The sequence below is a fragment of the Actinomadura sp. 1N219 genome, from assembly GCF_044326405.1.
Classification (GTDB): Bacteria; Actinomycetota; Actinomycetes; order Streptosporangiales; family Streptosporangiaceae; genus Spirillospora.
Map to the genome: position 1 here is coordinate 124411 of NZ_JBIRAY010000003.1, position 23082 is coordinate 147492.

The window sequence follows — 23082 nt, forward strand, 5'->3', positions numbered from 1 at the left end:
AAACCCCGGGAAAGGGAGGGCCGGAAGAGGTTTCCGCGCGCAGCGGGAGGAGGTCGGTTCGAGCGTGTCCGCGTTCGGGGCCTGGATCGTGCTGGCGGCGGTGGTCACCGCGTCCGTGACCCTCGTGGAGGTGGGACGGCGGCTGCTGGCCGGACGGCTGTCGGCGCGCTGGCCTGGGGCCGGGCTCGCCGCCCGGCGGGTCGCCGCGCCGGCGTTCGCGTTCGCCGCGGTCGTGGGCTGCAGCACCGCGATGCCGTACCGGCTGCTCGCGGACCCGGCCGAGAGCGCGGTCCGGCAGGCGCTGCGGATCGCCGCGATCGGCGTGACGACGTGGCTGGTGCTGCGGATCGGCTACGCGCTGAGCGACCCGCCGCTCGAGCGGCTGATGCGGATCGAGGGCGACCGCAACCGGCGGGCCAGGAAGGCCCGCACGCAGATGCTGCTGCTGCGCCGCATCGCGGCCGTGCTGATCGTGGTGCTGGCGCTGGGCGCCGCGCTGTTCACCTTCCCGGCGGTGCGCACGGTCGGCGCCGGGTTGCTGGCGTCGGCGGGCGTCGCCGGGCTGGTCGTCGGGATCGCGGCGCGGCCGGTGCTGGGCAACCTGCTCGCCGGGCTGCAGCTGGCGTTCAGCGACGCGCTGCGGCTGGACGACGTCGTCGTCGTGCAGGGCGAGTGGGGACGGGTCGAGGAGCTGACCCTGTCCTACGTGGCGCTGCGGCTCTGGGACGACCGGCGGATGATCTTCCCGGTGTCGTACTTCACCGAGCAGCCGTTCGAGAACTGGACCCGGCACTCGTCCCGGCTGCTCGGGTCGGTGGACCTGCACGTCGACTGGACGGTCCCGATCGAGGAGCTGCGCGCCGAGCTGTACGCGGCGCTCCGCGACAACCCGCTGTGGGATCGCCGCGAGTGGATCCTGCAGGCGGTGGGCGTCCAGCCGAACGGGCTGGTCACGATCCGCGCGATGATGAGCGCGGCGGACTCGGCGAGCACCTGGGACCTGCGCTGCGACGTCCGCGAGCATCTCATCTCCCACATCCGCGACCGCTACCCCGAGGCGCTCCCCCGCTTCCGCGTCGAACCGCTGGAGACCGCCCTCGACGGCCGCGGCGACGGCGGCCGCGCCGCGCCCGACGGCGGCGGCGGCCGGGCCGGCCCCGGCGGGGACGGCCCGGTGCACGCGCGGACGGTCAGGCGAGCATGATCTGCCCGCCCTGGACGTTGATCTTCTTCTCCTCCAGGGGCTCCTCCGCGGGCGGGTTCGCCACCGAGCCGTCCGCGATCTTGAACTTGCTGCCGTGGCAGTGGCAGTTGATCGTGCCGCCGGACACCGAGCCGACGGCGCAGCCGCGGTGCGTGCAGGCGGCCGAGAACGCCTTGAACTCGCCCTGGGACGGCTGGCACACCACGACCTTGGCGTCCTTGAAGACCTTGCCGCCGCCGACCGGGATGTCGGCGGCCGCCGCGAGGGCCGTGCCCCCGCCACCGCCGCCGGTCTCCTGGCCGCCGCCGGAGCCGCCGCCCGTGCCGGTGTCCGCCGAGCCGCCCGCGTCGTCGTCGCCGGAGCCGCCGCAGGCCGCCGCCAGCCCGGCGACGCCCGCGAGGCCCGCTCCGACGAGCAGTCCTCTGCGGGTGCCGCCCCCGGCCGCCGCACCCCCCGGCGCGGCGGCCCCCGGCGCGGTGCCCCCCGGCGCCTGCTCCGTCTCGTCCAGTCGCGTCTCGGACCCCTCTGGCATACTCGCCCTCCGGTGACATCTCGATTCCCGTACGTCACCTGGGAGCACGGATCCGCGCCCGGGATGGTTCAATTCCGAACCAGTTCGGCGGGCGCCGGACGGCCGCCGAGCGGGCGCCGGACGGTCAGCTGACGACGATCCCGCCGCCCTTGACCTGCGCCGGATACTCCTTCAGCGGTTTCTCGGCCGGGCCGCGCTGCACCGACCCGTCCGCGATCTTGAATTCGCTGCCGTGGCAGTCGCACGTGATCACCCCGTTGGACACCCCGCCCACGGTGCAGCCCTGGTGCGTGCAGACCGCCGTGAACGCCTTGAAGACGCCCTGGCTCGGCTGCGTCACCACGATCTTCTCCGCCGCGTTGACCTTCCCGCCGCCGACCGGGACGTCGGCGGCCTTCGCGACCTCCTTGCCCTTGAGCTCCTGCGCGGACTTCTCCTCGTCGCCGCCGCACCCGACCAGGGCGGCGGCGCCGGCGACTCCGGCCCCGCACAGCACCGTGCGGCGGCCGATCCCCTCTGCGTCAGTCATGAGGTCCATGATCCTGGACGGCGGCCCCGGACCTGCGGCGACCCGCCCACGGGCGGCACTCCGCGGCGGGCGGCACCCGGCGGCGGGCGGCACCCGGCGGCGGGCGGCACCCGGCGGCGGATGTCCGGGCGGGCGTCCCGGAGGCCCCTCCCCTTGACCGGGAGGGGTCCCGGGAACAGCGGACCGGACCCGCGGCGTCCCTGCCCGCGGGGATGCCCCCGCACGCCGCCGGTCCGGCCGGTCCCGCGTTCGGAAGGAAGCTCGCGCCGCGGTTCCCCGCACTCGCGGCGCCGAGGTGGATGCCGTGGCCGCCCTCCGGTGCGCCTTCCCGCCCGTTCCGGACGGCCTTCCTCCTCCTGCGGGACGCGCTTTTCAGCGCCTCACCCCACAACACGGCCCCGCCCACCCGGAAGGTTCAGCGAACCCGGACGAAATTTCGGCCGTGTCCCGAACCGGTCAGGAAAGGATCTTGGCGAGGAACTGGCCGGTGTAGCTGGCCTCCTCGGCGGCGACGTCCTCGGGGGTTCCGGTCGCGACGACGGTGCCGCCGCGGGAGCCGCCCTCGGGGCCCATGTCGATGATCCAGTCGGCGGTCTTGACGACGTCCAGGTTGTGCTCGATGACGATCACCGTGTTGCCCTTGTCGACCAGGCCGTTCAGGACGCCGAGGAGCCTGCGGATGTCCTCGAAGTGCAGGCCCGTGGTCGGCTCGTCCAGGACGTAGATGGTGCGGCCCGTGGAGCGCTTCTGCAGCTCGGACGCCAGCTTGACGCGCTGCGCCTCGCCGCCCGACAGCGTCGGGGCGGGCTGCCCGAGCCGGACGTACCCGAGCCCCACGTCGTTCAGCGTCTTCAGATGCCGGTGGATCGCCGTGACGGGCTCGAAGAACGTCGTGGCCTGCTCGATCGGCATGTCGAGCACCTCGGAGATCGTCTTGCCCTTGTAGTGGACCTCCAGCGTCTCCCGGTTGTAGCGGGCGCCGTGACAGACCTCGCAGGGGACGTAGACGTCCGGCAGGAAGTTCATCTCGATCTTGATGGTGCCGTCGCCGGAGCAGTTCTCGCAGCGCCCGCCCTTGACGTTGAAGGAGAACCGGCCCGGCTGGTAGCCGCGCACCTTCGCCTCGGTGGTCTGCGCGAACAGCTTGCGGATGTGGTCGAACACGCCGGTGTAGGTCGCCGGGTTGGAGCGCGGGGTGCGCCCGATCGGCGACTGGTCGACGTGGACGACCTTGTCGAGCTGGTCGACGCCGTTGACGCGCTTGTGCTTGCCGGGGACGGTCCGCGCGCCGTTCAGCTTCTTGGCGAGCGCGTTGTAGAGGATGTCGTTGACCAGCGTCGACTTGCCGGAGCCCGACACGCCCGTCACGGCCGTGAGGACGCCGAGCGGGAACGACACGTCCACGTCGCGCAGGTTGTTCTGCTGGGCGCCCTTGACGGTGACCTCGCGGCCGCGCGTCCGCGGGCGGCGGATCTCCGGGACGGCGATCTCGCGGCGCCCGTCCAGGTACGCGCCGGTCAGCGAGCGCTCGGACTTCTTCAGGTCGTCGAGCGTGCCGGACACGACGATCTCGCCGCCGTGCTCCCCGGCGCGGGGGCCGATGTCGACGATCCAGTCGGCGGCCTCGATGGTGTCCTCGTCGTGCTCGACGACGATCAGCGTGTTGCCCATGTCGCGGAGCCGGAGCAGCGTCTCCAGCAGCCGGTGGTTGTCGCGCTGGTGCAGGCCGATGGACGGCTCGTCCAGCACGTACAGGACGCCGACCAGCCCGGAGCCGATCTGCGTGGCCAGCCGGATGCGCTGAGCCTCGCCGCCCGCCAGCGTCGCGGACGCCCGGTCGAGGGTGAGGTAGTCGAGGCCGACGTCCAGCAGGAACCCGAGCCGCGCGTTGATCTCCTTGAGGACGCGCTCGGCGATGTGCGTCTCGCGCTCGTTCAGCTCCATCGCCAGCAGGAACTTCGCGGCCTCGCCGATCGGCATCGCGGCGACCTCGGCGATCGACATCCCGCCCATGGTGACGGCGAGCACGACCGGCTTGAGCCGGGCGCCCTCGCACGTCGGGCACGGGATCTCCCGCATGTAGCCCTCGAACTTCTCGCGGCTGGCGTCGCTCTCGGACTCGGCATGGCGCCGCTGGATGTACGGGATCACGCCCTCGTAGGACGTGTAGTACGACCTCGTCCGGCCGTAGCGGTTCTTGTAGCGGACGTGGACCTGGGTCTCGTGCCCGCCCAGGATCGCCTTGCGCGCCTTGGCGGGCAGCCGCTCCCACGGCGTGTTGAGGTCGAAGCCCATCGCGTCGCCGAGCGCGGACAGCAGCCGCAGGAAGTAGTCGCTGACGTGCCCGTTCGACCACGGCTGGATCGCGCCCTCGCCGAGGCTGATCTCCACGTCCGGGACGACGAGCTCGGGGTCGACCTCCATGCGGGTGCCGAGCCCGGTGCAGTCGGGGCAGGCGCCGTAGGGCGAGTTGAACGAGAACGACCGGGGCTCCAGCTCCTCGAACGACAGGTCGTCGTAGGGGCAGTAGAGGTGCTCGGAGTACATCCGGGTGCGGTGCTCGTCGCCTTCGGGCAGGTCGACGAAGTCGAGGACGATCGTGCCGCCCGCGAGGCCCAGCGCGGTCTCGACCGAGTCGGCGAGCCGCTGCCGGGCCGAGTCCTTCACCGAGAGCCGGTCGACCACGACGGAGACGTCGTGCTTCTCCTGCTTCTTCAGCTTGGGCGGCTCGTCCAGGCGGATCATCTCGCCGTCGACCAGGGCCCGCGAGTAGCCCTTGGACTGCAGCTCGCGGAACAGCTCCAGGTACTCGCCCTTGCGCCCGCGGATCACGGGCGCGAGCACCTGGAAGCGGGTGCCGGATTCCAGCTCCAGCACCCGGTCGACGATCTGCTGCGGCGCCTGCCGGCTGATCGGACGGCCGCATTCCGGGCAGTGCGGGTGCCCGATCCGCGCGTAGAGGAGCCGCAGGTAGTCGTACACCTCGGTGATCGTGCCGACCGTCGACCGCGGGTTCTTGCTGGTCGACTTCTGGTCGATCGACACCGCCGGGGACAGGCCCTCGATGAAGTCGACGTCGGGCTTGTCCATCTGGCCGAGGAACTGGCGGGCGTAGGCCGACAGCGACTCCACGTACCGGCGCTGGCCCTCCGCGAAGATCGTGTCGAACGCCAGGCTGGACTTCCCGGAGCCCGACAGACCGGTGAACACGATCAGGGAGTCACGCGGGAGGTCGAGCGAGACGTCCTTCAGGTTGTGCTCGCGTGCTCCACGCACGATGAGTCGGTCATGCACGGCGTTCTTCCGGTTCCTGTTCTGGGCGCGGGTTCTGGGCGCGGCGATGGGGAGAGACACGTCGGTCTCAAGGCTAGCCAGGGGGTACGACAGAATCCCCGAGGCCATAACAGCGGCGGCCGCCGCCGCATTTCACGGTGCTCCCCGCCCGTCCGGGCGGCACCCTCGCACCGTACACGTGTTCGAACACCACCCGCCACCGGAACGCCCGGGTGCGCCTACTCGTCGTCGAGGGCGTAGGTGAGGTAGCGGTCGGCGGAGCGGCGGACGGCCTGCTTGCCGTCCGTGTACACGATCTTCTTCCACCAGGCGCCGTAGACGCGGTCGAAGTCGTGGGGCTCCAGGAGGCGCAGGGCACGGCGGACGGTGCGGGGACGCTCCGGGATGTAGTTCGGGTAGCTGTACATGAAGCTGACCCAGTCGCGGTCGTTGACGACCTGGAGGATGTCGCCGGAGAACACCGCGCGGGCCTCGCGCCAGTGCAGGACCTGGCCGCCGTCGAAGTGCACGCCCGCGTTGACGAGGGTGAGGCCGTCGGCGAGCTCGTGGGTGTCGCCCGTCCAGTAGACGACGGCGTCGTCGGGGCGGGCGACCCAGCGGCGGTCGGCCTCGTGGATGTAGACGGGCGCGTCGAACGCGTGCGCCCACTCGATCATGCTGCCGTAGAAGTGCGGGTGGCTGATCGCGATGGCGGAGATGCCGCCCAGCTCGGTGACCTGGCGGATCAGCTCGTCGTCGATGTAGGTGATCGCGTCCCAGAGGACGTTGCCGGACGGCGCGCGCAGCAGCAGGGCCCGCTGGCCGATGGCGGTGGACGGCTCGCAGCCGATGCCGACGACGCCGGGGCCCTCCTCGGCGACCCTTCCGCGGTGGTCGGCGCGCAGCTCCTCCAGGGTCGTCCAGCGCTGGCCGTCCCAGCCGACGTACTGGCGCTCGTCCTCGCAGATCGGGCAGTCGGGGCGCGGTCCGGCGTACTGGACGCCGCAGGTCAGGCAGATCGGAAGCTCCATGATCGCCATTGTGTGACACGGGGCGGAACCGTGCGACAGGATGGAGGCTCTTTTTGGGCTAGGGAGGGTCTCATGACTTGGCGCGAGGTCGTCGACGAGCTGGATCCGGGCATGGAACGGATCATCGGGACGCTGTCGGGGCTCAGTGACCAGGACCTGCGGGCCCCGTCGGCGCTGCCGGGGTGGAGCCGCGGCCATGTGGCCACCCACATCGCCCGCAACGCCGACTCGCTGTGGAACCTGCTCGAATGGGCGCGGACGGGCGTGGAGATCCCGCAGTACCCGAGCATGGACGTCCGCAACGCCGACCTGGAGGCGGGCGCCGGACGCGGGCGCGACGAGCTGATCGAGGACGTCCGCGCGACGGCCGCCCGGTTCGCCGAGCAGGCGCGGACGATGCCCGAGGACGCGTGGAACGTGCGGGTGAGCGCGATGCAGGGCTGGCCGCACCCGGCCTGGTTCACGCTGTACCGGCGCTGGCACGAGGTGGAGGCGCACCACGTCGACCTCGCCGCCGGGTACGGGCCCGCCGACTGGCCGGAGTCCTACGTCCGGTGGGCGCTCGGCAGGACGCTGACGGACATGGCCGCGCTGCCCGAGAAGCTGCGCGGCGAGCTCGCCGGGCACCGGATCACCGCGACCGACTCCGGCGAGTCCGCCGACCTGGGCTGGGCGCCGGGCGGGCCGGAGGCGTCCGGGTCGGGGCGGGCGCTGCTCGGCTGGCTGAGCGGCCGCTCGGACGGGGCCGGGGTGACGATCCGTCCGGACGGGCCGCTGCCGAAGCCGCCGCCGTGGCCCCACGAGACCACCGGGTTCTGACCCCGCCGGGTTCTGACCCCGCCGGGTTCTGGCCCTCGGTCCGTCAGTCCGTGTCGTGGCCGGCGAGCCGGTGGACGGCGTCGACGGAGCGGACGACGATCGAGTTGCGGGCCACGGTGAGCCCGCCGCGGACGGGCTCCGCCGCGAGGATCTGCGCGACCTTCCGGCGGCCCATCCCGGCCCAGCGGCCCAGGTCCTGCTGGGACACGGGGACCTTGACCTGGACGCCGCCCTCGTCCACGACGGCGTCCGGCTCGTCGGCCGGGCCGTCCGGGCGGTCCTCCTTGACCGGGGAGCCGAAGCGCGCCACCAGGCGCAGCAGCCGCGTCGCGAGGCGCCGCTCGGGGTCGTCGGGGAAGTGGGCGACGCGCATGTCGTTGGAGTCGCGCAGCCGCTCGGACAGGACGGCGGCGACCGCCCACACCGAGCCGGGATGCGCGTCGAGGACGGTCCGGAACCGCGCGGCGGGCAGCACGAGCGCCTCCACGCGGGTCATCGCCTCGACGTTGGCGTGCCGGACGCCGCCGTCCACGGCCTCCATCTCCCCGACCAGGTCGCCGGGGCCGAGGACGTCCAGGATGGCCATGTCGCCGTCGCGGTCCACCCACACCTTGACGGCCCCGGCGCGCAGCACGAAGACCTGGGACGCGCGGGTGTGCTCGCGCATGAGGAACGCGCCCGGCCTGATCACCACCGGGGCGCCGGCCCGCAGCAGCGCCTCCCGGGCGCGCGCGGGCAGCACGTCCCAGAACCGGGTGGTCTCCATCTCGCCTCCTCCGCCGAACCCGGGTCGGGACGAGGTCCCGCGCGGTCCGTCACGGTCCAGTGAACGCGGCGCTGCGTCGATGGACTAGGTCTTATGTCACATGTCGAGTGATCGATCCGATTCGAGCCAGCTGTCGAGGGCGCGGACGCGGCGGACGCAGTCGGCCGCCGCGGCCTGGTCGCCGAGGGCGAGATGGGAGTCGCGGAGCAGTTCCAGGGCCCGCCGCAGGCCACGCTGGTCGTCCATGTCGCGGCGGATGACGATCTCGGCGTTGACGTGCTCGGTGGCGCGGGCGTGCTTGCCGAGCAGCTGCGACGCGCGGGCCATGGTGTGCAGCGCGTACGCCTGCTCGCGGGTGTCGCCGAGCTCGGCGGCCAGGTCGAGGGCGCGCCGCCCGGTCTCCAGCGCCTCGTCGGCGTGGCCGAGGTCGAGGTGGATGACGGCGAGGTGGACGAGCGCGGTGCCCTCGGAGTGCCGGTCGCCGACCTCGCGGAGGTACTGCAGCGCCTCCAGCTCCCGTTCGAGGGCCTCCTCGGGGCGGCCGGCGCGGCGGAGCACGGCGGCGAGGGTGTCCATGCCGACGCCGAGGCCGTACCAGTCGCCGCCGTCCTCGCGGATCTTCAGCGCCTGCCGCGCGGCGCGCTCGGCGTCCGCGGGCAGGCCGAGGTGGGAGTAGGTGCGGGCCAGGCTGCCGAGCGTCCCGGCCAGACCGCCCTGCGCGCCGAGCTGGTGCCACAGGTCCAGGGCCTCCAGGCCCAGGACGAACGCCTCCTGGTGGCGGCTGAGGCGGCGCATGACGACCGACAGGTGCTCCAGGTCGTGGGCCTCGCCGTGCTGGTCGCCGATCTCGCGGCGGATCTCCACGGCGCGCAGCAGGTGCTCGCGCGCCTCCCGGTACCGGCCGAGTCGCCAGTGGACGATCCCGATCTGCGCGAGCGCCTCCGCCTCGCCGTGCCGGTCGCTGGTGTCGCGGTGCAGGCGCAGCGCCTGCCCGCAGTAGGTGAACGCCTCCGCGAACCTGGTGGCGTCGCACATGAGCATGCCGAGCGTGGTCAGCGTTCGGGCCTCGCCGTGGCGCGCGCCCAGGGCCCGGTAGGTGCGGAGGGCCTGTTCGGCGTCCTGCTGCGCCATGTCGCGCAGGCCGAGCGCGGCGTTCATGCGCGCCAGCTCCGTCAGTGCCTGGGCGGCGCCGTGCATGTCGGCGAGTTCCTGCCGGATGTAGAGGGCCTCCAGGGCGTGCGACACCGCCTCGTGGACGTTCCCCTGCCGCCGGTGGACCTGCGCGACGGTGAGAAGCGTCTCCGCCACGCCCGGCTGGTCGTCGACCCGGCGCCGCACGCGCAGCGCCTTGCCCGCGTGGTCGAGGGCCTTCTCGTAGTCGCCGAGGCCCAGGTGGGCGCGGGCGAGCGTGTCGTGGCCCTTGGCGACTCCGCCGTCGCCGAGGTCTCCGCCCTCGTCCCGCAGCTTCTCGTGGATGTTCAGGGAGCGGCGGGCGTGCTGGATCGCCGTCAAGTAGCGGCCCAGTGCCACGTGCACGTCGGCGAGTGTCGCGAGGGTGACCGCCTCCCCGTACCGGTCGGGCGGGTCGACGGCGCGGAACCCGCGCCGCGCGTCCTCCCCGTACCCGATGGCCTGGACGGACCCGCCCAGCTCGAAGTGCGCCATCGCCAGGTTGTGCAGCATCACGGCCGCGGCCGCCCAGTCCTCCTCGGTGCGGGCCGCGTGCAGGCCCGCCTGGTGGACGGCGATGTTGTCCTCGCTGTAGCGCCGGAACTCCTGGAAGTCGAAGAGGGCGTCGGCGAGCTCCCAGCACGTCCGGTGCAGGCCGAGCCGGGCGGCCTGGTGGACGGCGGCGACGAGGTTGCGCCGCTCGGACTCGAACCAGGCGAGCCCGGCCACGCGTTCGGCGGCGGTGGCCGGACGGCTCCGCGCCTCCCTCCGGTGCACCGCCGGACGGGGCCGCATCGCCAGCGCCGCCCCCGCCCCGCGCGCTTCGGCGAGGTACCCGGCGAGCAGCCGCCGCTGCGCCGCCATCAGCTCGCCGTCGGAGTCCTCCCGCAGGCCGCGCTGGCGGGCGAAGTCGCGCAGCAGGTCGTGCATCCGGTAGCGGCCCGGCCGGACGTCGTGGACGAGGTAGGCCTGCCTGAGCCCCTCCAGGCACTCGCGGGCCTCGTCGACCGTCCGGTCCTGGAGGGCGGCGAGCGCGGCGGGGGTGAAGTCGGGGCCGGTGATGAGGCCGAGCCTGCGGAACGCCTCCCGCTGGTCGCTGCGCAGGCTGCGGTAGGCGACGTCGAACGTCGGGCTGAGGACGGCCTGCAGCCCCGGCCCGGACGAGCCGTGCGACGCGCCCTCGCTCAGCCCGCCCCCGGTCAGGCCCGGCCCGTAGGGGGGCGCGTCCTTCGCGTCCCGCTCGGCCAGCTGCCGGACGGTCGCGGCGATCGACTCGCCGGGGTTCTCGGCCAGCCGTCCCGCCATGACGCCGAGCGCCAGCGGCAGGTGCCCGCATTCGCCGGCGAGCCGCACGACGGCCTTGTGCTCGTCCCGGACGCGGGCGTCCCCCGGCCCGAGCACGTTGGAGATCAGGTCGACGGCCTCCTGCGTGGCCATCTCCCGCAGCTCCAGCGTCCGGATGTCGGCGCCTTCGAGCAGGTCCGGCAGCCGCCGCCGGCTCGTCACGACCACCAGCCCGGACGTCGCCGCGGCCAGCAGCGGCCTGATCTGCTCGGGCCGCGACGCGTTGTCGAGGATCAGCAGCATCCGCCGGTCGGCCAGCAGCGAGCGGCACTGCGCCGCCAGTTCGGCCTCCGTCCGCGGGAGCTGGTCGCCGGGCACGCCCGCCGCGCGCAGCACCTGCCCCATCGCCTCCGCCGGGGTGACGGGGCTGCGGCGCGTGCCGCGCAGGTCGGCGAACAGGACGCCGTCCGGGAACCGGTCGACGACGCGGTGCGCCCAGTGCAGCGCGAGGGTGGTCTTGCCGACCCCGGCCATCCCCTGGACGAGCACGGCGCGCGGCCACTCGGACTGGCCGACCAGCAGGTCCAGCTTCCCGAGGCTGATCGCGCGGCCCGCGAAGTACGGGTTGTCGGCGGGCAGCAGGACCTGCGGCGACCCGCCGCCTTCGAGGCGCACCGGCTCGCGCGCCGCGATCCCGGCGGCGGCCTCGGCCTCCGGCTCGCGCGCGGGCTCGCGTTCCGCGGCGGGCCACTCGTCCCCCCAGGGGCTCGCGGCCCGGCGCAGCCGCTCGGTGTCGAGGACGGTCAGCGGCCGCGGCCTGCGGTCGAGGATCCCCCTGGACCGCCACAGCCGGAACCACCGCACCAGCGTCTCGCGCGAGATGCCCGCCCAGTTCGCCAGCTCCGCCTGGCTGAGCTTCAGCGGGATCCGCGTCCCCTGGCCGCCGGGGGCGGGCTCGCCGAACCGGTGGGCCAGCTCCAGCAGGTGGTAGGCGAGCCGCTGCGGATGGTCGGCGACCCGCACCGCGTGCCGCCGCCCGCCGAACGTGACGCTCTCGGAGATCGCGTGCATCATCGCCTCGGCGACCTGCGGGCTGGCGGCCAGCAGGCTGCGGAACTTGCGGCGGTCCACCCGCAGCGCAGCGACGTGGTCGAGCGCGGCGACCGTGCCGCGCTGCGGATGCCCCCACGGGCCGAGGACGCCGACGAGGTCCCCCGCCCCGAACAGGTCGATGATCGACTCGTCGCCGTCGCTGGAGTCGACGAACTCCTTGGCGACGGCGTTGCTGGCGGCGCGCGGCGACGCCTTGAACACCACGTACACGGCGGGCGCGACCGACCCCTGGTGGCACAGCATCCCGCCGGGCGGGATGTCGGTGCGGCGGCCCATCGCGCGCAGGGCCTGCCGGTCGGTCGGGGCCAGCCGCTCCCAGAAGCTGCCCGGACGGACGTCCAGGCTGAAGCGGGGCGCGGAGGGCGCCTCCCTGCCGAGGGCATCGGCCCGCGGGCCGGTCCCCCCGGCGGGAACGTCGTCGGTCACCCGGTCACCCTCCCGTCATCGCCGCCGCCATCGTCCAGAACAGGAACAGCACCGACGTCGCCACCGCCCACGCGACGGCCTGCCAGGACAGCTCGCCGCAGCGGTGCGCCGCCGACAGCAGCCGCCGCAGCTCCGCGTCCCGGACCCGGTCGTCCAGCGCGGCCGCCGACCCGAACGGCGTCCACGGTACGCCCGGGTCGACCGGCGAGCCGGTGCGGCCGCGGACGCCGGCGAGCACCGACACCAGCGTCCGCCGCGACCGGATCGCGTACGAGGCCGAGACGGCGAACGCCCCGGCCACCACCGGGAGCAGCGCGAGCGCCGCCGGCCCCGGCGGGCCGGCGGCCAGCCGGGACACGGTCCCCACCAGGACCAGGGCGAGGAACACCGCCGCGACGGCGGAGTCCCGGCCGCAGAGCCGGACCAGCGTACAGGCGTGCTGGAGGAGGTCCTCCGGCGTCTCCTTGTCCGGCGGTCCGGGACGGAACGCGGTAACCAACCTTCACCGTCCTCACCAGTGGACACGATCTTCCACTGACCATCATGCGGCGGCAAGACGGAAACGTCCGTCCGTGAGCGCACGGTTCGGCTGCGTCTGGCGACTCATTCGCGTCTCGGGAGGGCCGGGGTGGTCGCGACGGCCGATGATGGAAGATGGTCATCGCGAGCACCGACGGGAAAGGACCCCCATGACCTACACCGGGAACGTCGACGTCGGCGGCCGGCCCGACGTGCGGGAGCTGCCCGGGCTGACGGTCACGAAGGTGGCGGTCGGCCCCTACGACAACAACGCCTACATCCTGCGCTGCACCGCCACCGGCGAGCAGCTGCTGATCGACGCGGCCAACGAGGCGTCCCGGCTGCTGGAGCTGATCGGGGACGGGCCGCTCGCGCGGATCGTCACCACGCACCGCCACCAGGACCACTGGATGGCGCTGAGCGAGGTGGTGCGCGCCACGAGCGCCCCCGTCGTCGCGCATCCCCGCGACGCCGAGCCGCTGCCGGAGCCCGTCGCCGAGCCCGTCGAGCAGGGCGGCACCGTCCGGGTGGGACGCGCGACGCTCGACGTCATCCACCTGCGCGGCCACACGCCCGGCTCGATCGCGCTGCTGTACGACGCCGGCGGCGAGCTGGCCGAGCGCCCGCACCTGTTCACCGGCGATAGCCTGTTCCCGGGCGGCGTGGGCAACACCTGGGGCGACCCGACGCGCTTCAAGCGGCTGCTCACGGACGTCGAGGAGCGCGTCTTCGACCGGCTCCCGGACGCCACCTGGTTCTACCCCGGCCACGGCAAGGACTCGACGCTCGGCCGCGAACGTCCCTCGCTGCCCGAATGGCGCTCCCGCGGCTGGTGACCGGGAACGCGGCCGGCGCCGGTGATCGGGGGCCGGTGATCGGGGGCCGGTGATCCCCGCGTCCGCGACGGAACAAGCGCTCGTGAGCGTTCGTTGCTCCAACCACACCTCGGGCCGAGAAAGCCGATACGGGAGACGACCATCCACGAACTCCAAGCGGTGGACCCGGGACCCGTCCTGTGCTACCCGGCGGGCTCCCTGGTGCTCGTCGCCGGGCTCCCCGGAGCCGGCAAGACCACCCTGCTCGACCGCCTCTACGGCCTGCGCGGCGACGAGACGGCCCCCGTCCCCGCGGGCGACGTCCGCGTGATCGACTCCCGCCAGGCGCGCAACTGGTGGGCGCGGATCCTGCGCCCCCTGCCCGGCCGGCTGCGGACCCCGCTGATCCACTCCACCCACGTGTGGCGGATCGGGCGCGCGATCCTCGCGGGCCACGGCGTCGTCGCGCACACGCGCGGCACGTGGCCGCACATCCTGCACTTCTTCGCGTGGCTGGCCCGCCGGCGCGGGCACCGGCTGCACCTCATCCTCCTCGACGTCGACCCGGAGACGGCCCGCGCCGGGCAGGTCGCCCGCGGCCGCGTCGTCACGGCCGCGACGTTCGCCCGCCACTGCCGCCGCTGGTACCCCCTGGTCGAGCGCGCGCGCGACGGCGGGCCGCTGCCGCCCGCGACCGGCGTGACCGTCCTCGACCGCGACGCCGCCGACCGGCTCAAGACCATCCACTTCGTCTGACGCGGCCCGATTCGCCTGCCGCGGGCCCGGCGGCCCGCCCCCGCTCGACGTGCTCCCCCCGGCGACCGGATATACAAGGTCGTGGGACACCGAGACGACGAGAGGCGGGAGCATGGCGCAGCAGGTACGCGGGGTCGTCGCACCGGGCAAGGGGCGGCCGGTGCGGATCGAGACGATCAACGTCCCGGATCCCGGGCCCGGGGAGGCGGTCGTCGCGGTCCAGGCGTGCGGGGTCTGCCACACCGACCTGCACTACCGCGAGGGCGGGATCAACGACGAGTTCCCGTTCCTGCTCGGGCACGAGGCCGCCGGGGTGGTCGAGTCCGTCGGCGAAGGCGTGACCGAGGTCGAGCCCGGCGACTTCGTGGTGCTGAACTGGCGGGCGGTGTGCGGCCAGTGCCGTGCCTGCCTGCGCGGACGCCCCTGGTACTGCTTCGACACGCACAACGCCGCCCAGAAGATGACGCTGCAGGACGGCACCGAACTGTCCCCCGCGCTCGGCATCGGCGCGTTCGCCGACAAGACCCTCGTCGCCGCCGGGCAGTGCACGAAGGTCGACCCGGCCGCGAAGGCGGAGGTCGCCGGGCTGCTCGGGTGCGGCGTGATGGCGGGGCTCGGCGCGGCGATCAACACCGGCGGGGTCGGCCGGGGCGACTCGGTCGCGGTCATCGGGTGCGGCGGCGTCGGCGCGGCGGCCGTGCTCGGCGCCCGGCTCGCGGGCGCCGCGACGATCATCGCGGTGGACCTGGACGAGCGGAAGCTCGCCACCGCGTCCTCGCTCGGCGCGACGCACACCGTCAACGGCAAGGACAAGGACGTCGTCGAGACCGTCCGGGAGCTGACCGGCGGGTTCGGCGCGGACGTCGTGATCGACGCGGTCGGCCGTCCGGAGACCTACGAGCAGGCGTTCTACGCCCGCGACCTGGCCGGGACGGTGGTGCTCGTCGGCGTCCCGACCCCGGAGATGCGGCTCGACCTGCCCCTCCTGGACGTGTTCGGACGCGGCGGCTCGCTGAAGTCGTCCTGGTACGGCGACTGCCTGCCCTCGCGCGACTTCCCCATGCTCATCGACCTCTACCTGCAAGGACGCCTCGACCTGGACGCGTTCGTGTCCGAGACGATCGGGCTGGACGCCGTCGAGGCGGCGTTCGAGAAGATGCATCACGGCGACGTGCTGCGCTCGGTGGTGGTCCTCTGATGCCGGCCCGCGTCGACCATGTCGTCACGTCCGGGACGTTCTCGCTGGACGGCGGCACCTGGGACGTCGACAACAACGTCTGGATCGTCGGCGACGACACCGAGGCGATCGTGATCGACGCCGCGCACGACGCGGACGCGATCGCGGCGGCGCTCGGCGGGCGGCGGCTCGTGGCGATCGTGTCCACGCACGGGCACGACGACCACATCGACGCGGCGCCCGCGCTGAGGGCCCTCACGGGCGCGCCCGTCCTGCTGCACCCGGACGACCTGATGCTGTGGAAGCAGAAGCACCCGGACGCGTCCCCGGACGGCGACCTGTCCGACGGCCAGGTCATCTCGGTCGCGGGGACGGATCTGACCGTCCTGCACACGCCCGGCCACAGCCCCGGCGCGGTCTGCCTGCACGCGCCCGCCCTGGGGACGGTCTTCTCCGGCGACACCCTGTTCAACGGCGGCCCCGGCGCGACGGGCCGCTCGTTCTCCGACTTCCCGACGATCATCGAGTCGATCCGCGGCCGCCTCCTGACCCTGCCCGAAGACACCGAGGTGCGGACGGGCCATGGCGACTCCACCACCATCGGCGCCGAGGCCCCGCACCTGGACGAATGGATAGCCCGAGGCCACTGACCTAGGACGTGACCCGCCCGTCCGGACGAGGCGACGCCAGCCGCGTGGCCCGCGTCCGGCCCCGCAGGGTGACCTCGTCGCCGAGCGTCCAGTGCGCGGCCTCGTCCGGGCCGGCGCGCTCCACGAGCGACCCGGCGGCCAGCACCCGCTCCTCGGTGCCCTTGGCGAGGTCGGTGAGGCGGGCGGCCTCGTTCACCGGGTCGCCGATCACCGTGTACTCGAAGCGCTCCTCCGCGCCGATGTGCCCGGCGACGGCCTCGCCCGCGGACGCGCCGATCGCGGCCCGCAGCGCGGGGACGTCGCCGCGGAGCCGGCGGGCCAGCTCGCGGGACGCGGCGAGCGCGCGGCCGTGCGCGCCGTCCAGGTCGAGCGGCGCCCCGAAGATCGCGAGAGCGGCGTCGCCCTCGAACTTGTTGATCCAGCCGCCGTGCGCGCCGATGACCTCGACGACCACGGCGAAGAAGTCGTTCAGCAGCCGGACGACCTCGCCCGGCGGGCGGTCGGCGGCGAGCCGGGTGGAGCCGAGGATGTCCACGAACACGACCGCGACCTCGCGCAGCTCGCCGCCGAGGTCGATGCCGCGCTCGACGGCGACGCGGGCGACGTCCGCGCCGACCTGGCGGCCGAACAGGTCCCGGAGGCGCTCGTGCTCGCGCAGCCCGGCGGCCATGTGGTTGAACCCGGCCTGCAGCAGGCCGACCTCGCTGGCGTCGTAGACGGGCACCTCGACGTCCAGGTCGCCGCGCCGCACCCGGGCCAGGCCGAGCCGGACGGACTCGACCGGGTCGGCGATGGCGCGGGCGGCGCCGTAGGTGACGCCGAGGCCGACGACCAGCGCGATGCCGCCGAGCGCGAGGACGGCGAACGCGAAGTCCCGGACGGTGACCCGGGCGATGAGGAACGACCCGACCGCCACCGTGATCAGCCCGAGGATCGGGACGGCGGTGCCGAGCCCCCAGGCCAGCACGGAACGCGCCACGACGCCGGGCAGGCCGGTGCGGCGCGGCGGTTCGTTGCGCAGCGCCGTCGTCACCGCGCGGCGGAGCAGGCGTTCGGTCAGCAGGTAGACGACCGAGCAGGTGGTGAGGCCGCCGAGCAGGCTCGTCAGGCCGAGCTTGACGGCGAGCAGCCCGGAGAACGGCGCGTTGATGACGACCCAGCCGACCGTCCCGATGCCCCACAGGGTCAGGTGGACGGACATGAGCCGCAGCGGTCCGTACAGCAGCAGGGAGCGCTCGTGCCGGTCGGGTTCCTCGTGCCGTTCGACGAGGCGGCGGACGCGGCGGAAGAACCGCTCGCCGAGCAGGAGCCCGACGGGCATCGCGGCGGCGACGTAGGCGATGAAGACGACGAGGTTGACGAGCCGGAGCCGGTCGGAGACGTCGCCGACGGGGTCGGGGACGAGGACGGCGAACGCCAGCACGACGAGCGCGCCGACGAGGTTGGCGAGCCCGGTGGCGATCGTCACCAGGATCCGGGCGCGGCGCGCGATCTGGGCGCGCGAGTCGCCGGGGCCGCCGTCGATGAGCCGCCAGAGGGGGCCGAACGGCGTGCGCCTGGGCCGCGGTGGCGTCGGCTCCGCCGTGTCGGTCTCCATGAGCGTGCAGATTATCCGGTGATATCCGTATATCTCCCGGTCCCGATGCCGTCACCTCGGGGAGGGGCTGGTCACGCCGCCACGGAAGGTTGACCGGTCGGTCAGTCAGGGAACATCTGGAGCGAGAGAGTATCCCGACCCCGCGGAGGTGGCCGAATGCAGAAGTTCGCGTGGCAGGACGGGGTGGCCTTCCTGGCCGGCCTCGTCGCCCTCCTGGCCCCGGAGCTGTGGGGCGACAACGCCGGTCAGCAGCCGCTCATGGTGCTCGGCGCGCTGCTGGCCATGGCCGGCCTCTACGCGCTGCTCGGCAGCGCGGGCCCCACGGCCTGGACGGCGACCGCGTTCGCACTGCTGATCTTCGTCTCGCCGTGGGCGTTCGGCTTCGACGGCTCGGACGCCGCCGCGTGGACGGCGTGGATCACGGGCGGTGTCGCTACTATCGTCGGCGTGTGGGGAGCCACCCAGGCGCGCGGCGGCGAGGCCGCGGCCTGATCGAGACTCCGGGACGGTCCCGGGCGCGCTCGCGCCCGGGACCGCTCGGGCGTGCGGGGGGACGGTGCCGATGAGCGAGCCGACGGCCGATTCCCGGACCCGCATCCTGGACGCCGCCGAGGCGCTGTTCGCCGACCGCGGCTACGAGGCCAGCTCGACCGCGCGGATCGCCGGGCACGCGAACGTCCCGAAGGGCCTGGTGTTCCACTACTTCCCGCAGAAGATCGACGTGCTGGTGGCGCTGGTCGACGAGCGGACGTTCGTCGAGGAGCTGCCGGACGGCCCGGAAGCCGCGGTGGAGGCCGTCCCCGGCGACCCGGCGGGCACGCTGTCGCGGCTGGCCCGGCGGCTGCCCCTGCACGCCTCCCCCGCGATGCGCCGCATCCTGTTCCGCGAGGCCGACACGCACAAGTCCGTCCGGGAGCGGCTCGGGCGGCTCAACTCCGAGGTGTTCCTGCGGGCCCGCCGCGCGCTGGAGCTGGCCCATCCCGGCGCCCGCGGCGACCAGGCCCGCCTGGAGGCGGCCGCCGCCACGTTCACGGCCGTCCTGATCTACCAGGAGAACCTCGCGGGGCTCACCGGCCAGCACATCGATCCCGACGCCGTCGCCGAACTGATCGCCCGCGCCCTCGGCGCCTAGCGCGCCAACGCGGAACGGGGTCGGCTAGGTGCGGATCGGGTCGAGGAGCCGGTGCGGGGAGCGCAGGAGGACGCTGACCGGGTCGGTGCGGCGCCGGACGCCGGGCCCGGCGTGGATCTCCAGGTCTTCCGGCGGGACGTACCGCTCGCAGGCGGCGCACGTCCCGTCCGGTCCGATGCGGGTGCCGCAGGCGATGTGGACGAAGAGCCGGGTCGGCTCGGACGACAGGTGGTTCTCGGCCCAGCGGGCGAGCGTGTGGACGGCGGGCCACAGGTCCTTGCCCATCTCCGTCAGGACGTAGTCGTGGCCGTCCTTTTCCAGCAGCCCGGTCTCCACGAGTGACTGCAGGCGCGCCGACAGCACGGCGCGCGGGATGTCCAGGTGGACGAGGAAGTCGCTGAAGCGGCGCACGCCGTAGAAGGCGTCCCGGACGATCAGCAGCGTCCAGCGCTCGCCCACGACCTCAAGGGCGCGGGCGAGGGAGCAGTCCTGCGCCGCGTAGTCCTTGCCCAGTGCCATGCGCACCACAGTACCGCTCCCCCGGTTCATTGACCGAACCAAAGCGTGCTACCGTCGACCGGTCTGGTTCATTCACTGAACTTGAGGGGACGGGATGACGACTCTGGCGAGGCCGCGGCCCGCGCACCGCGCGCCCGGCTCCACCGCCGCGCTGGCCGTGCCCGCCGCCGCGACGCTGCTGGCCCTGATGAACTACACGGCGCCGATGGCCGTCCTGGCGGACACGGCGCGCGGGCTCCACGCAGGCGCGACGGCCCAGATCTGGCTGATGAGCTCGATCAGCCTCGGCCTGGCGGCGGCGCTGCTGGCCGTGGGCAGCCTGGCCGACGACCACGGCCGCAGGCGGGTGTTCCTGATCGGCGCCGGGGCGCTCGCCGCGTCCAGCGCCGTCTGCGCCGTGGCGCCGGACGCGGGCGTGTTCGTCGCCGGGCGGATCGTCCAGGGCGCGGCGAGCGCGGCGCTGCTGGCGACCGGGCTCGGCATCGTCGCCACGTCGTTCGCGCCGGGCCCGCGCCGGGCGCACGCGACCGGGGTCTGGGGCGCGATGCTCGGCCTCGGCATCGCGCTCGGCCCGATCGCCTCCGCCGGGCTGACCGAGGCGGGCGGCTGGCGGCTCTGGTACTGGACGGCGGCGCTGGCGTCGGTGCTGCTCGGCGGGGCGGCCCTCGTCCTGGACGAGTCCCGCGCCGCCCGCCCGCGCGGCCTCGACCTGCCCGGCCTGGCCACGATGAGCCTGGGCGTGGGCGCGCTCGTCGCGGCGATCACGGTGGGGCGGACGGGCTGGACGCGTCCGGCCGTCCTGGCGCTGTTCGCGGCGGCGGCCGTGCTGCTCGCGGCGTTCACCGCGATCGAGGCAAGGCGGCGGGAGCCGATGCTCGACCTCGGGCTGTTCCGGCGGCCCGCGTTCCTGCTGTCGGTCGGCGGGGCGCTCGTCGTCGGCCTCGCCGTGATCGGGGTGATGAGCTACCTGGCGACGATCATGGCGCTGGTGCTGGGGCTGTCGCCGGTCGCCGCGGCGCTGGTGCTGGCGATCTGGTCGGGGCTGTCGTTCGTCGCGGCGCTGCAGGCCCGCCGGCTCCCGGCCCGGCTGTCCGCCGGGCGCCTGCTCGGCGCCGGGCTCGCGCTCAGCGCGGCCGGGGAGTTCGCGATGCTGGGCCTGGCCCCGGACGGCCACTGGTGGCGGCTCGCCCCCGGCCTGGCCGTGTCCGGGATCGGCAGCGGCCTCGCCAACGCGATGCTCGCCCGGCTCGCCGTGGAGAGCGTCCCGGCCGACCGCGCGAGCATGGGATCGGGGGCCAACAACACCGCCCGCTACGTCGGCGCTTCGGTGGGCGTGGCGATCGTCGGCGCCATCGCGACCGGGTCGGGCGGCGGCGCGTCCGCCCTGGCCCACGGCACGAACGTCGCGCTGCTGGTGTCCGCCGTCGTCGCGCTCATAGGCGCCGCCCTCGCGATGGTGATCAGGGACTAGGCGAGTTCTTCGATGAACGCGGCGAGCTGGGTCAGGTTGCGGCACTCGTACATCGGGACGAGCTCGCCGTAGCGGGACGCGGCGGAGTCGCCCGTGTCCCACTGGCTTCGCGGCTCCGGATTGAGCCAGTAGGCGTGCCGGGCGCGGCCGGTCATCGAGCGCAGGATCGGCAGCGCCAGGTCGCCGTAGTTGGAGCGGGCGTCGCCGAGGATCAGCAGGGACGTCTTGGGCGTGATCGCGTCGCGGTACTTCTCGTCGAACACCGTGAACGCGTGGCCGTAGTTGGACCGGCCGGTGATCCAGACGAGGTCGGCCTCGGCGGCGAGGCGGGTCATGGCGTCCGCGACGTCCGTGCCCGGCGCGAAGAACCGGGTGATCTCGTCGGTGGCGTCGATGAACGCGAACGCGCGGACCTTGCTGAACTGCTCCCGCAGCGCGAACGTCAGCAGCAGCGTGAAGTGCGCGAACGCCGACACCGAGTCGCTGGCGTCGCACAGCACCACCAGCTCGGGCCGGTGCGGGCGGCGCGGCCGGTGGTGCGTGGTGAGCGGCACTCCCCCGCTGGCCAGGGACGCGCGGACCGTCCGGCGGAAGTCCAGCCGCCCGCGCCTGCCGCGCCGCTGCCTCTGGACGAGCCGCGCCGCGAGCCTGCGCGCCAGCGGGTGCACCTCGCGGCGCAGCGCGGCCAGCTCGTCGCGGCGGGCGGCGGCGAAGTCGAGCCGTTCCAGCGGCGGCCGGACGGCGAGGCGCGCGGTGCGCTCGACGCCGGTGTCCTCGGCGATGCGGCGCCGCGCCTCGCCCGCGACGAGGTCCTCGAAGCGGGCGATGCGGTCGCGGAACGTCCGGCGGGCGACCCGCTCGGCCATGCCGCCCCGCTCCCGCCCGGCGAGGACGGCGTCGAGCAGCCGCGCCATGAGGGTCTCCGGCGACAGGGCGCGCAGGACGCCGGACGAGAACCACGACTCCTGTCCCGGAGTCCGGCCGTACTCGGCTACGGCCTGGCGGGCGAACCGCCGCAGCCCGGCGTCGTCGCCGGACAGGAGGAGCTCCGCCAGCTCGTCCCGGCGGGCCTGCACTCGCGGGTCGAGGGGCGGCGGGACGGGGCGTCCGGCGTCGTCCAGCGTCCGGGCGGGACGCTCCGGGTCCGGCGCGGTCCCCGCGCCGTCGCCGACCGCGGCGGGGAACCACAGGTCGAAGAGCGCGTCGAACGCCGGACGATGCTGCGGCCGCTTGACCACCGTCGCGGCGTACGCGGCGCGCAGCGACTCGCGGTCGAGCAGGTCGACGGCCCGCATCGCGCGGACGGCGTCCAGGCCCTCCGCGACCGACACCGGCAGCCCGGCCCGCCGCAGCTCCGCGACGAACCCGGTGTGCCTGTCGATCAGGGAGGCCATCAGGCCAGACCCAGTTCCTTGACGGCGCGCTCCTGGTCGGAGACGTGCTTGAGGACGACGCCGAGCGTCCGGGCGACGGCGGCCTCGTCCAGGTCGTCCAGGCCGAGCGCGAGGAGGGTGCGCGCCCAGTCGACGGTCTCGGCGATCGACGGGGCCTTCTTGATCTCCAGGTCGCGGAGCGTCCCGACGGTTCGGACGAGCCGCTCGGCCAGGTCCGCCTCGATCCCCGGCACCTGCGCGAGGACGATGTCGCGCTCCCGGTCCGGCGCCGGATAGCCCAGGTGCAAGTACAGGCAGCGGCGCTTGAGCGCCTCCGACAGCTCCCGCGCCGCGTTCGAGGTGATGACCACGTACGGGCGGCGGACGGCGCCGACCGTCCCGAGCTCGGGGATCGTGATCTGGAAGTCCGACAAGACCTCCAGCAGCATGCCCTCTACCTCGATGTCTGCCTTGTCCGCCTCGTCGATCAGCAGGACGGTCGGGCCGGTGCGGCGGATCGCGGCCAGCAGCGGCCGCTCCAGCAGGAACTCCTCGGAGAAGATGTCCTCGTGGGTCTCCTGCCAGGCCCGGTCGGAGGGCGCGGCCTGGATCGCCAGGAGCTGCTTCTTGTAGTTGAACTCGTAGAGGGCGCGGGCCTCGTCCAGGCCCTCGTAGCACTGGAGCCTGATCAGCTCCGACCCCGTCGCCGTCGCGACGGCCTTGGCCAGCTCGGTCTTGCCGACCCCGGCGGGCCCCTCCACGAGCAGCGGCTTGCCGAGCGCCTGCGCGAGGTACACGGTCGTGGCGATCGATTCGTCCGCGAGGTAGCGGACCTCGGCCAGCCTGCGGCCCGCGTCGGCGGGCGAGGCGAACATTCCGTCGGTCATCCCTTGCCCTCCAGCGGATGCGTGCTACCTGCGGGGTAC

At 73.9% G+C, this 23082-nt stretch carries 20 protein-coding genes; 9 read left to right on the top strand and 11 right to left on the bottom strand.

The annotated features are described in order from the left end of the window. The first annotated feature begins 64 nt into the window (after window positions 1–64). Complete coding sequence (locus ACH35V_RS12715; RefSeq protein WP_395972203.1) at window positions 65–1204, top strand: mechanosensitive ion channel family protein; 1140 nt, start codon at window positions 65–67, stop codon at window positions 1202–1204. Here the strand turns inward: ACH35V_RS12715 and ACH35V_RS12720 are convergent. The 4 genes from ACH35V_RS12720 to ACH35V_RS12735 all read right to left on the bottom strand — a co-directional run bounded on the left by ACH35V_RS12720 (window position 1191) and on the right by ACH35V_RS12735 (window position 6569). Further along, window positions 1191–1736 (bottom strand): Rieske (2Fe-2S) protein, encoded by a 546-nt coding sequence (locus tag ACH35V_RS12720; protein WP_395972204.1) that lies wholly within the window; start codon window positions 1734–1736, stop codon window positions 1191–1193. The genes ACH35V_RS12715 and ACH35V_RS12720 overlap by 14 nt on opposite strands. Window positions 1737–1860: 124 nt before the next feature. Continuing rightward, complete coding sequence (locus ACH35V_RS12725) at window positions 1861–2265, bottom strand: Rieske (2Fe-2S) protein (protein WP_395972205.1); 405 nt, start codon at window positions 2263–2265, stop codon at window positions 1861–1863. 456 nt (window positions 2266–2721) lie between these two features. Continuing rightward, a complete protein-coding gene (uvrA, locus tag ACH35V_RS12730; RefSeq protein ID WP_395972206.1) occupies window positions 2722–5559 on the bottom strand; it encodes an excinuclease ABC subunit UvrA in 2838 nt (945 codons plus the stop codon). A 218-nt stretch (window positions 5560–5777) separates the two neighbouring features. After that, window positions 5778–6569, bottom strand: coding sequence for an MBL fold metallo-hydrolase (locus tag ACH35V_RS12735; protein ID WP_395972208.1), 792 nt, complete (start codon window positions 6567–6569; stop codon window positions 5778–5780). 72 nt (window positions 6570–6641) lie between these two features. Here ACH35V_RS12735 and ACH35V_RS12740 point away from each other — a divergent pair, with 72 nt between their 5' ends. Then, complete coding sequence (locus tag ACH35V_RS12740; protein WP_395972209.1) at window positions 6642–7388, top strand: maleylpyruvate isomerase family mycothiol-dependent enzyme; 747 nt, start codon at window positions 6642–6644, stop codon at window positions 7386–7388. 43 nt (window positions 7389–7431) lie between these two features. Here the strand turns inward: ACH35V_RS12740 and ACH35V_RS12745 are convergent, their stop codons facing one another. The 3 genes from ACH35V_RS12745 to ACH35V_RS12755 all read right to left on the bottom strand — a co-directional run bounded on the left by ACH35V_RS12745 (window position 7432) and on the right by ACH35V_RS12755 (window position 12646). Then, a complete protein-coding gene (locus tag ACH35V_RS12745; protein ID WP_395972211.1) occupies window positions 7432–8154 on the bottom strand; it encodes a Crp/Fnr family transcriptional regulator in 723 nt (240 codons plus the stop codon). A 96-nt stretch (window positions 8155–8250) separates the two neighbouring features. Continuing rightward, window positions 8251–12147, bottom strand: a complete 3897-nt coding sequence (locus tag ACH35V_RS12750) for a tetratricopeptide repeat protein (RefSeq protein WP_395972212.1) — start codon at window positions 12145–12147, stop codon at window positions 8251–8253. Window positions 12148–12151: 4 nt separating this feature from the next. Continuing rightward, the gene (locus tag ACH35V_RS12755) at window positions 12152–12646 is read right to left on the bottom strand and encodes a hypothetical protein (protein ID WP_395972213.1); all 495 of its coding nucleotides are present in this window, start codon (window positions 12644–12646) and stop codon (window positions 12152–12154) included. 190 nt (window positions 12647–12836) lie between these two features. On the opposite strand from ACH35V_RS12755, the gene ACH35V_RS12760 reads away from it, so the two are divergent. The 4 genes from ACH35V_RS12760 (at window position 12837) to ACH35V_RS12775 (ending at window position 16064) form a co-directional block, all read left to right on the top strand. Next, a complete protein-coding gene (locus tag ACH35V_RS12760; RefSeq protein ID WP_395972214.1) occupies window positions 12837–13502 on the top strand; it encodes an MBL fold metallo-hydrolase in 666 nt (221 codons plus the stop codon). Window positions 13503–13661: 159 nt separating this feature from the next. Further along, the gene (locus ACH35V_RS12765) at window positions 13662–14237 is read left to right on the top strand and encodes an AAA family ATPase (protein WP_395972215.1); all 576 of its coding nucleotides are present in this window, start codon (window positions 13662–13664) and stop codon (window positions 14235–14237) included. 112 nt (window positions 14238–14349) lie between these two features. Beyond that, window positions 14350–15435, top strand: a complete 1086-nt coding sequence (locus ACH35V_RS12770; protein WP_395972216.1) for an S-(hydroxymethyl)mycothiol dehydrogenase — start codon at window positions 14350–14352, stop codon at window positions 15433–15435. Further along, on the top strand, window positions 15432–16064 hold the full coding sequence (locus ACH35V_RS12775) for an MBL fold metallo-hydrolase (protein WP_395972729.1): 633 nt from the start codon (window positions 15432–15434) through the stop codon (window positions 16062–16064). The genes ACH35V_RS12770 and ACH35V_RS12775 overlap by 4 nt, the downstream gene beginning before the upstream one ends. Window position 16065: 1 nt before the next feature. Here ACH35V_RS12775 and ACH35V_RS12780 read toward each other — a convergent pair whose 3' ends face one another. Then, window positions 16066–17661 carry an adenylate/guanylate cyclase domain-containing protein gene (locus ACH35V_RS12780; protein WP_395972218.1) on the bottom strand — a complete coding sequence of 532 codons (1596 nt, stop codon included), beginning with the start codon at window positions 17659–17661 and terminating at the stop codon, window positions 16066–16068. A 156-nt stretch (window positions 17662–17817) separates the two neighbouring features. Between ACH35V_RS12780 and ACH35V_RS12785 the strand changes: the two genes are divergently transcribed. Continuing rightward, window positions 17818–18153 carry an SPW repeat protein gene (locus tag ACH35V_RS12785; RefSeq protein WP_131962309.1) on the top strand — a complete coding sequence of 112 codons (336 nt, stop codon included), beginning with the start codon at window positions 17818–17820 and terminating at the stop codon, window positions 18151–18153. 70 nt (window positions 18154–18223) lie between these two features. Then, window positions 18224–18793: a TetR/AcrR family transcriptional regulator gene (locus tag ACH35V_RS12790; RefSeq protein ID WP_395972219.1), complete on the top strand. Its 570-nt coding sequence runs from the start codon at window positions 18224–18226 to the stop codon at window positions 18791–18793. A gap of 24 nt (window positions 18794–18817) precedes the next feature. Here the strand turns inward: ACH35V_RS12790 and ACH35V_RS12795 are convergent, their stop codons facing one another. Beyond that, window positions 18818–19312, bottom strand: a complete 495-nt coding sequence (locus ACH35V_RS12795) for a winged helix-turn-helix transcriptional regulator (RefSeq protein WP_395972220.1) — start codon at window positions 19310–19312, stop codon at window positions 18818–18820. A gap of 94 nt (window positions 19313–19406) precedes the next feature. Between ACH35V_RS12795 and ACH35V_RS12800 the strand changes: the two genes are divergently transcribed. After that, window positions 19407–20783 carry an MFS transporter gene (locus ACH35V_RS12800; protein ID WP_395972221.1) on the top strand — a complete coding sequence of 459 codons (1377 nt, stop codon included), beginning with the start codon at window positions 19407–19409 and terminating at the stop codon, window positions 20781–20783. On the opposite strand, the gene ACH35V_RS12805 is transcribed toward ACH35V_RS12800, so the two are convergent. Both ACH35V_RS12805 and ACH35V_RS12810 read right to left on the bottom strand, forming a co-directional pair. Beyond that, a complete protein-coding gene (locus tag ACH35V_RS12805) occupies window positions 20780–22177 on the bottom strand; it encodes a VWA domain-containing protein (RefSeq protein ID WP_395972223.1) in 1398 nt (465 codons plus the stop codon). The genes ACH35V_RS12800 and ACH35V_RS12805 overlap by 4 nt on opposite strands. Beyond that, window positions 22177–23043 carry an AAA family ATPase gene (locus tag ACH35V_RS12810; protein WP_395972224.1) on the bottom strand — a complete coding sequence of 289 codons (867 nt, stop codon included), beginning with the start codon at window positions 23041–23043 and terminating at the stop codon, window positions 22177–22179. Before ACH35V_RS12810 ends, ACH35V_RS12805 begins: the two co-directional genes overlap by 1 nt. Window positions 23044–23082: the final 39 nt, after the last annotated feature.

Coding starts and splice junctions, on each gene's coding strand:
- ACH35V_RS12735 (WP_395972208.1), bottom strand. CDS start 6,569: ATGGAGCTTCCGATCTGCCTGACCTGCGGCGTCCAGTACGCCGGACCG.
- ACH35V_RS12770 (WP_395972216.1), top strand. CDS start 14,350: ATGGCGCAGCAGGTACGCGGGGTCGTCGCACCGGGCAAGGGGCGGCCG.
- ACH35V_RS12805 (WP_395972223.1), bottom strand. CDS start 22,177: ATGGCCTCCCTGATCGACAGGCACACCGGGTTCGTCGCGGAGCTGCGG.
- ACH35V_RS12790 (WP_395972219.1), top strand. CDS start 18,224: ATGAGCGAGCCGACGGCCGATTCCCGGACCCGCATCCTGGACGCCGCC.
- ACH35V_RS12780 (WP_395972218.1), bottom strand. CDS start 17,661: ATGGAGACCGACACGGCGGAGCCGACGCCACCGCGGCCCAGGCGCACG.
- ACH35V_RS12795 (WP_395972220.1), bottom strand. CDS start 19,312: ATGGCACTGGGCAAGGACTACGCGGCGCAGGACTGCTCCCTCGCCCGC.
- ACH35V_RS12720 (WP_395972204.1), bottom strand. CDS start 1,736: ATGCCAGAGGGGTCCGAGACGCGACTGGACGAGACGGAGCAGGCGCCG.
- ACH35V_RS12785 (WP_131962309.1), top strand. CDS start 17,818: ATGCAGAAGTTCGCGTGGCAGGACGGGGTGGCCTTCCTGGCCGGCCTC.
- ACH35V_RS12760 (WP_395972214.1), top strand. CDS start 12,837: ATGACCTACACCGGGAACGTCGACGTCGGCGGCCGGCCCGACGTGCGG.
- ACH35V_RS12740 (WP_395972209.1), top strand. CDS start 6,642: ATGACTTGGCGCGAGGTCGTCGACGAGCTGGATCCGGGCATGGAACGG.
- ACH35V_RS12745 (WP_395972211.1), bottom strand. CDS start 8,154: ATGGAGACCACCCGGTTCTGGGACGTGCTGCCCGCGCGCGCCCGGGAG.
- ACH35V_RS12725 (WP_395972205.1), bottom strand. CDS start 2,265: ATGACTGACGCAGAGGGGATCGGCCGCCGCACGGTGCTGTGCGGGGCC.
- ACH35V_RS12800 (WP_395972221.1), top strand. CDS start 19,407: ATGACGACTCTGGCGAGGCCGCGGCCCGCGCACCGCGCGCCCGGCTCC.
- ACH35V_RS12810 (WP_395972224.1), bottom strand. CDS start 23,043: ATGACCGACGGAATGTTCGCCTCGCCCGCCGACGCGGGCCGCAGGCTG.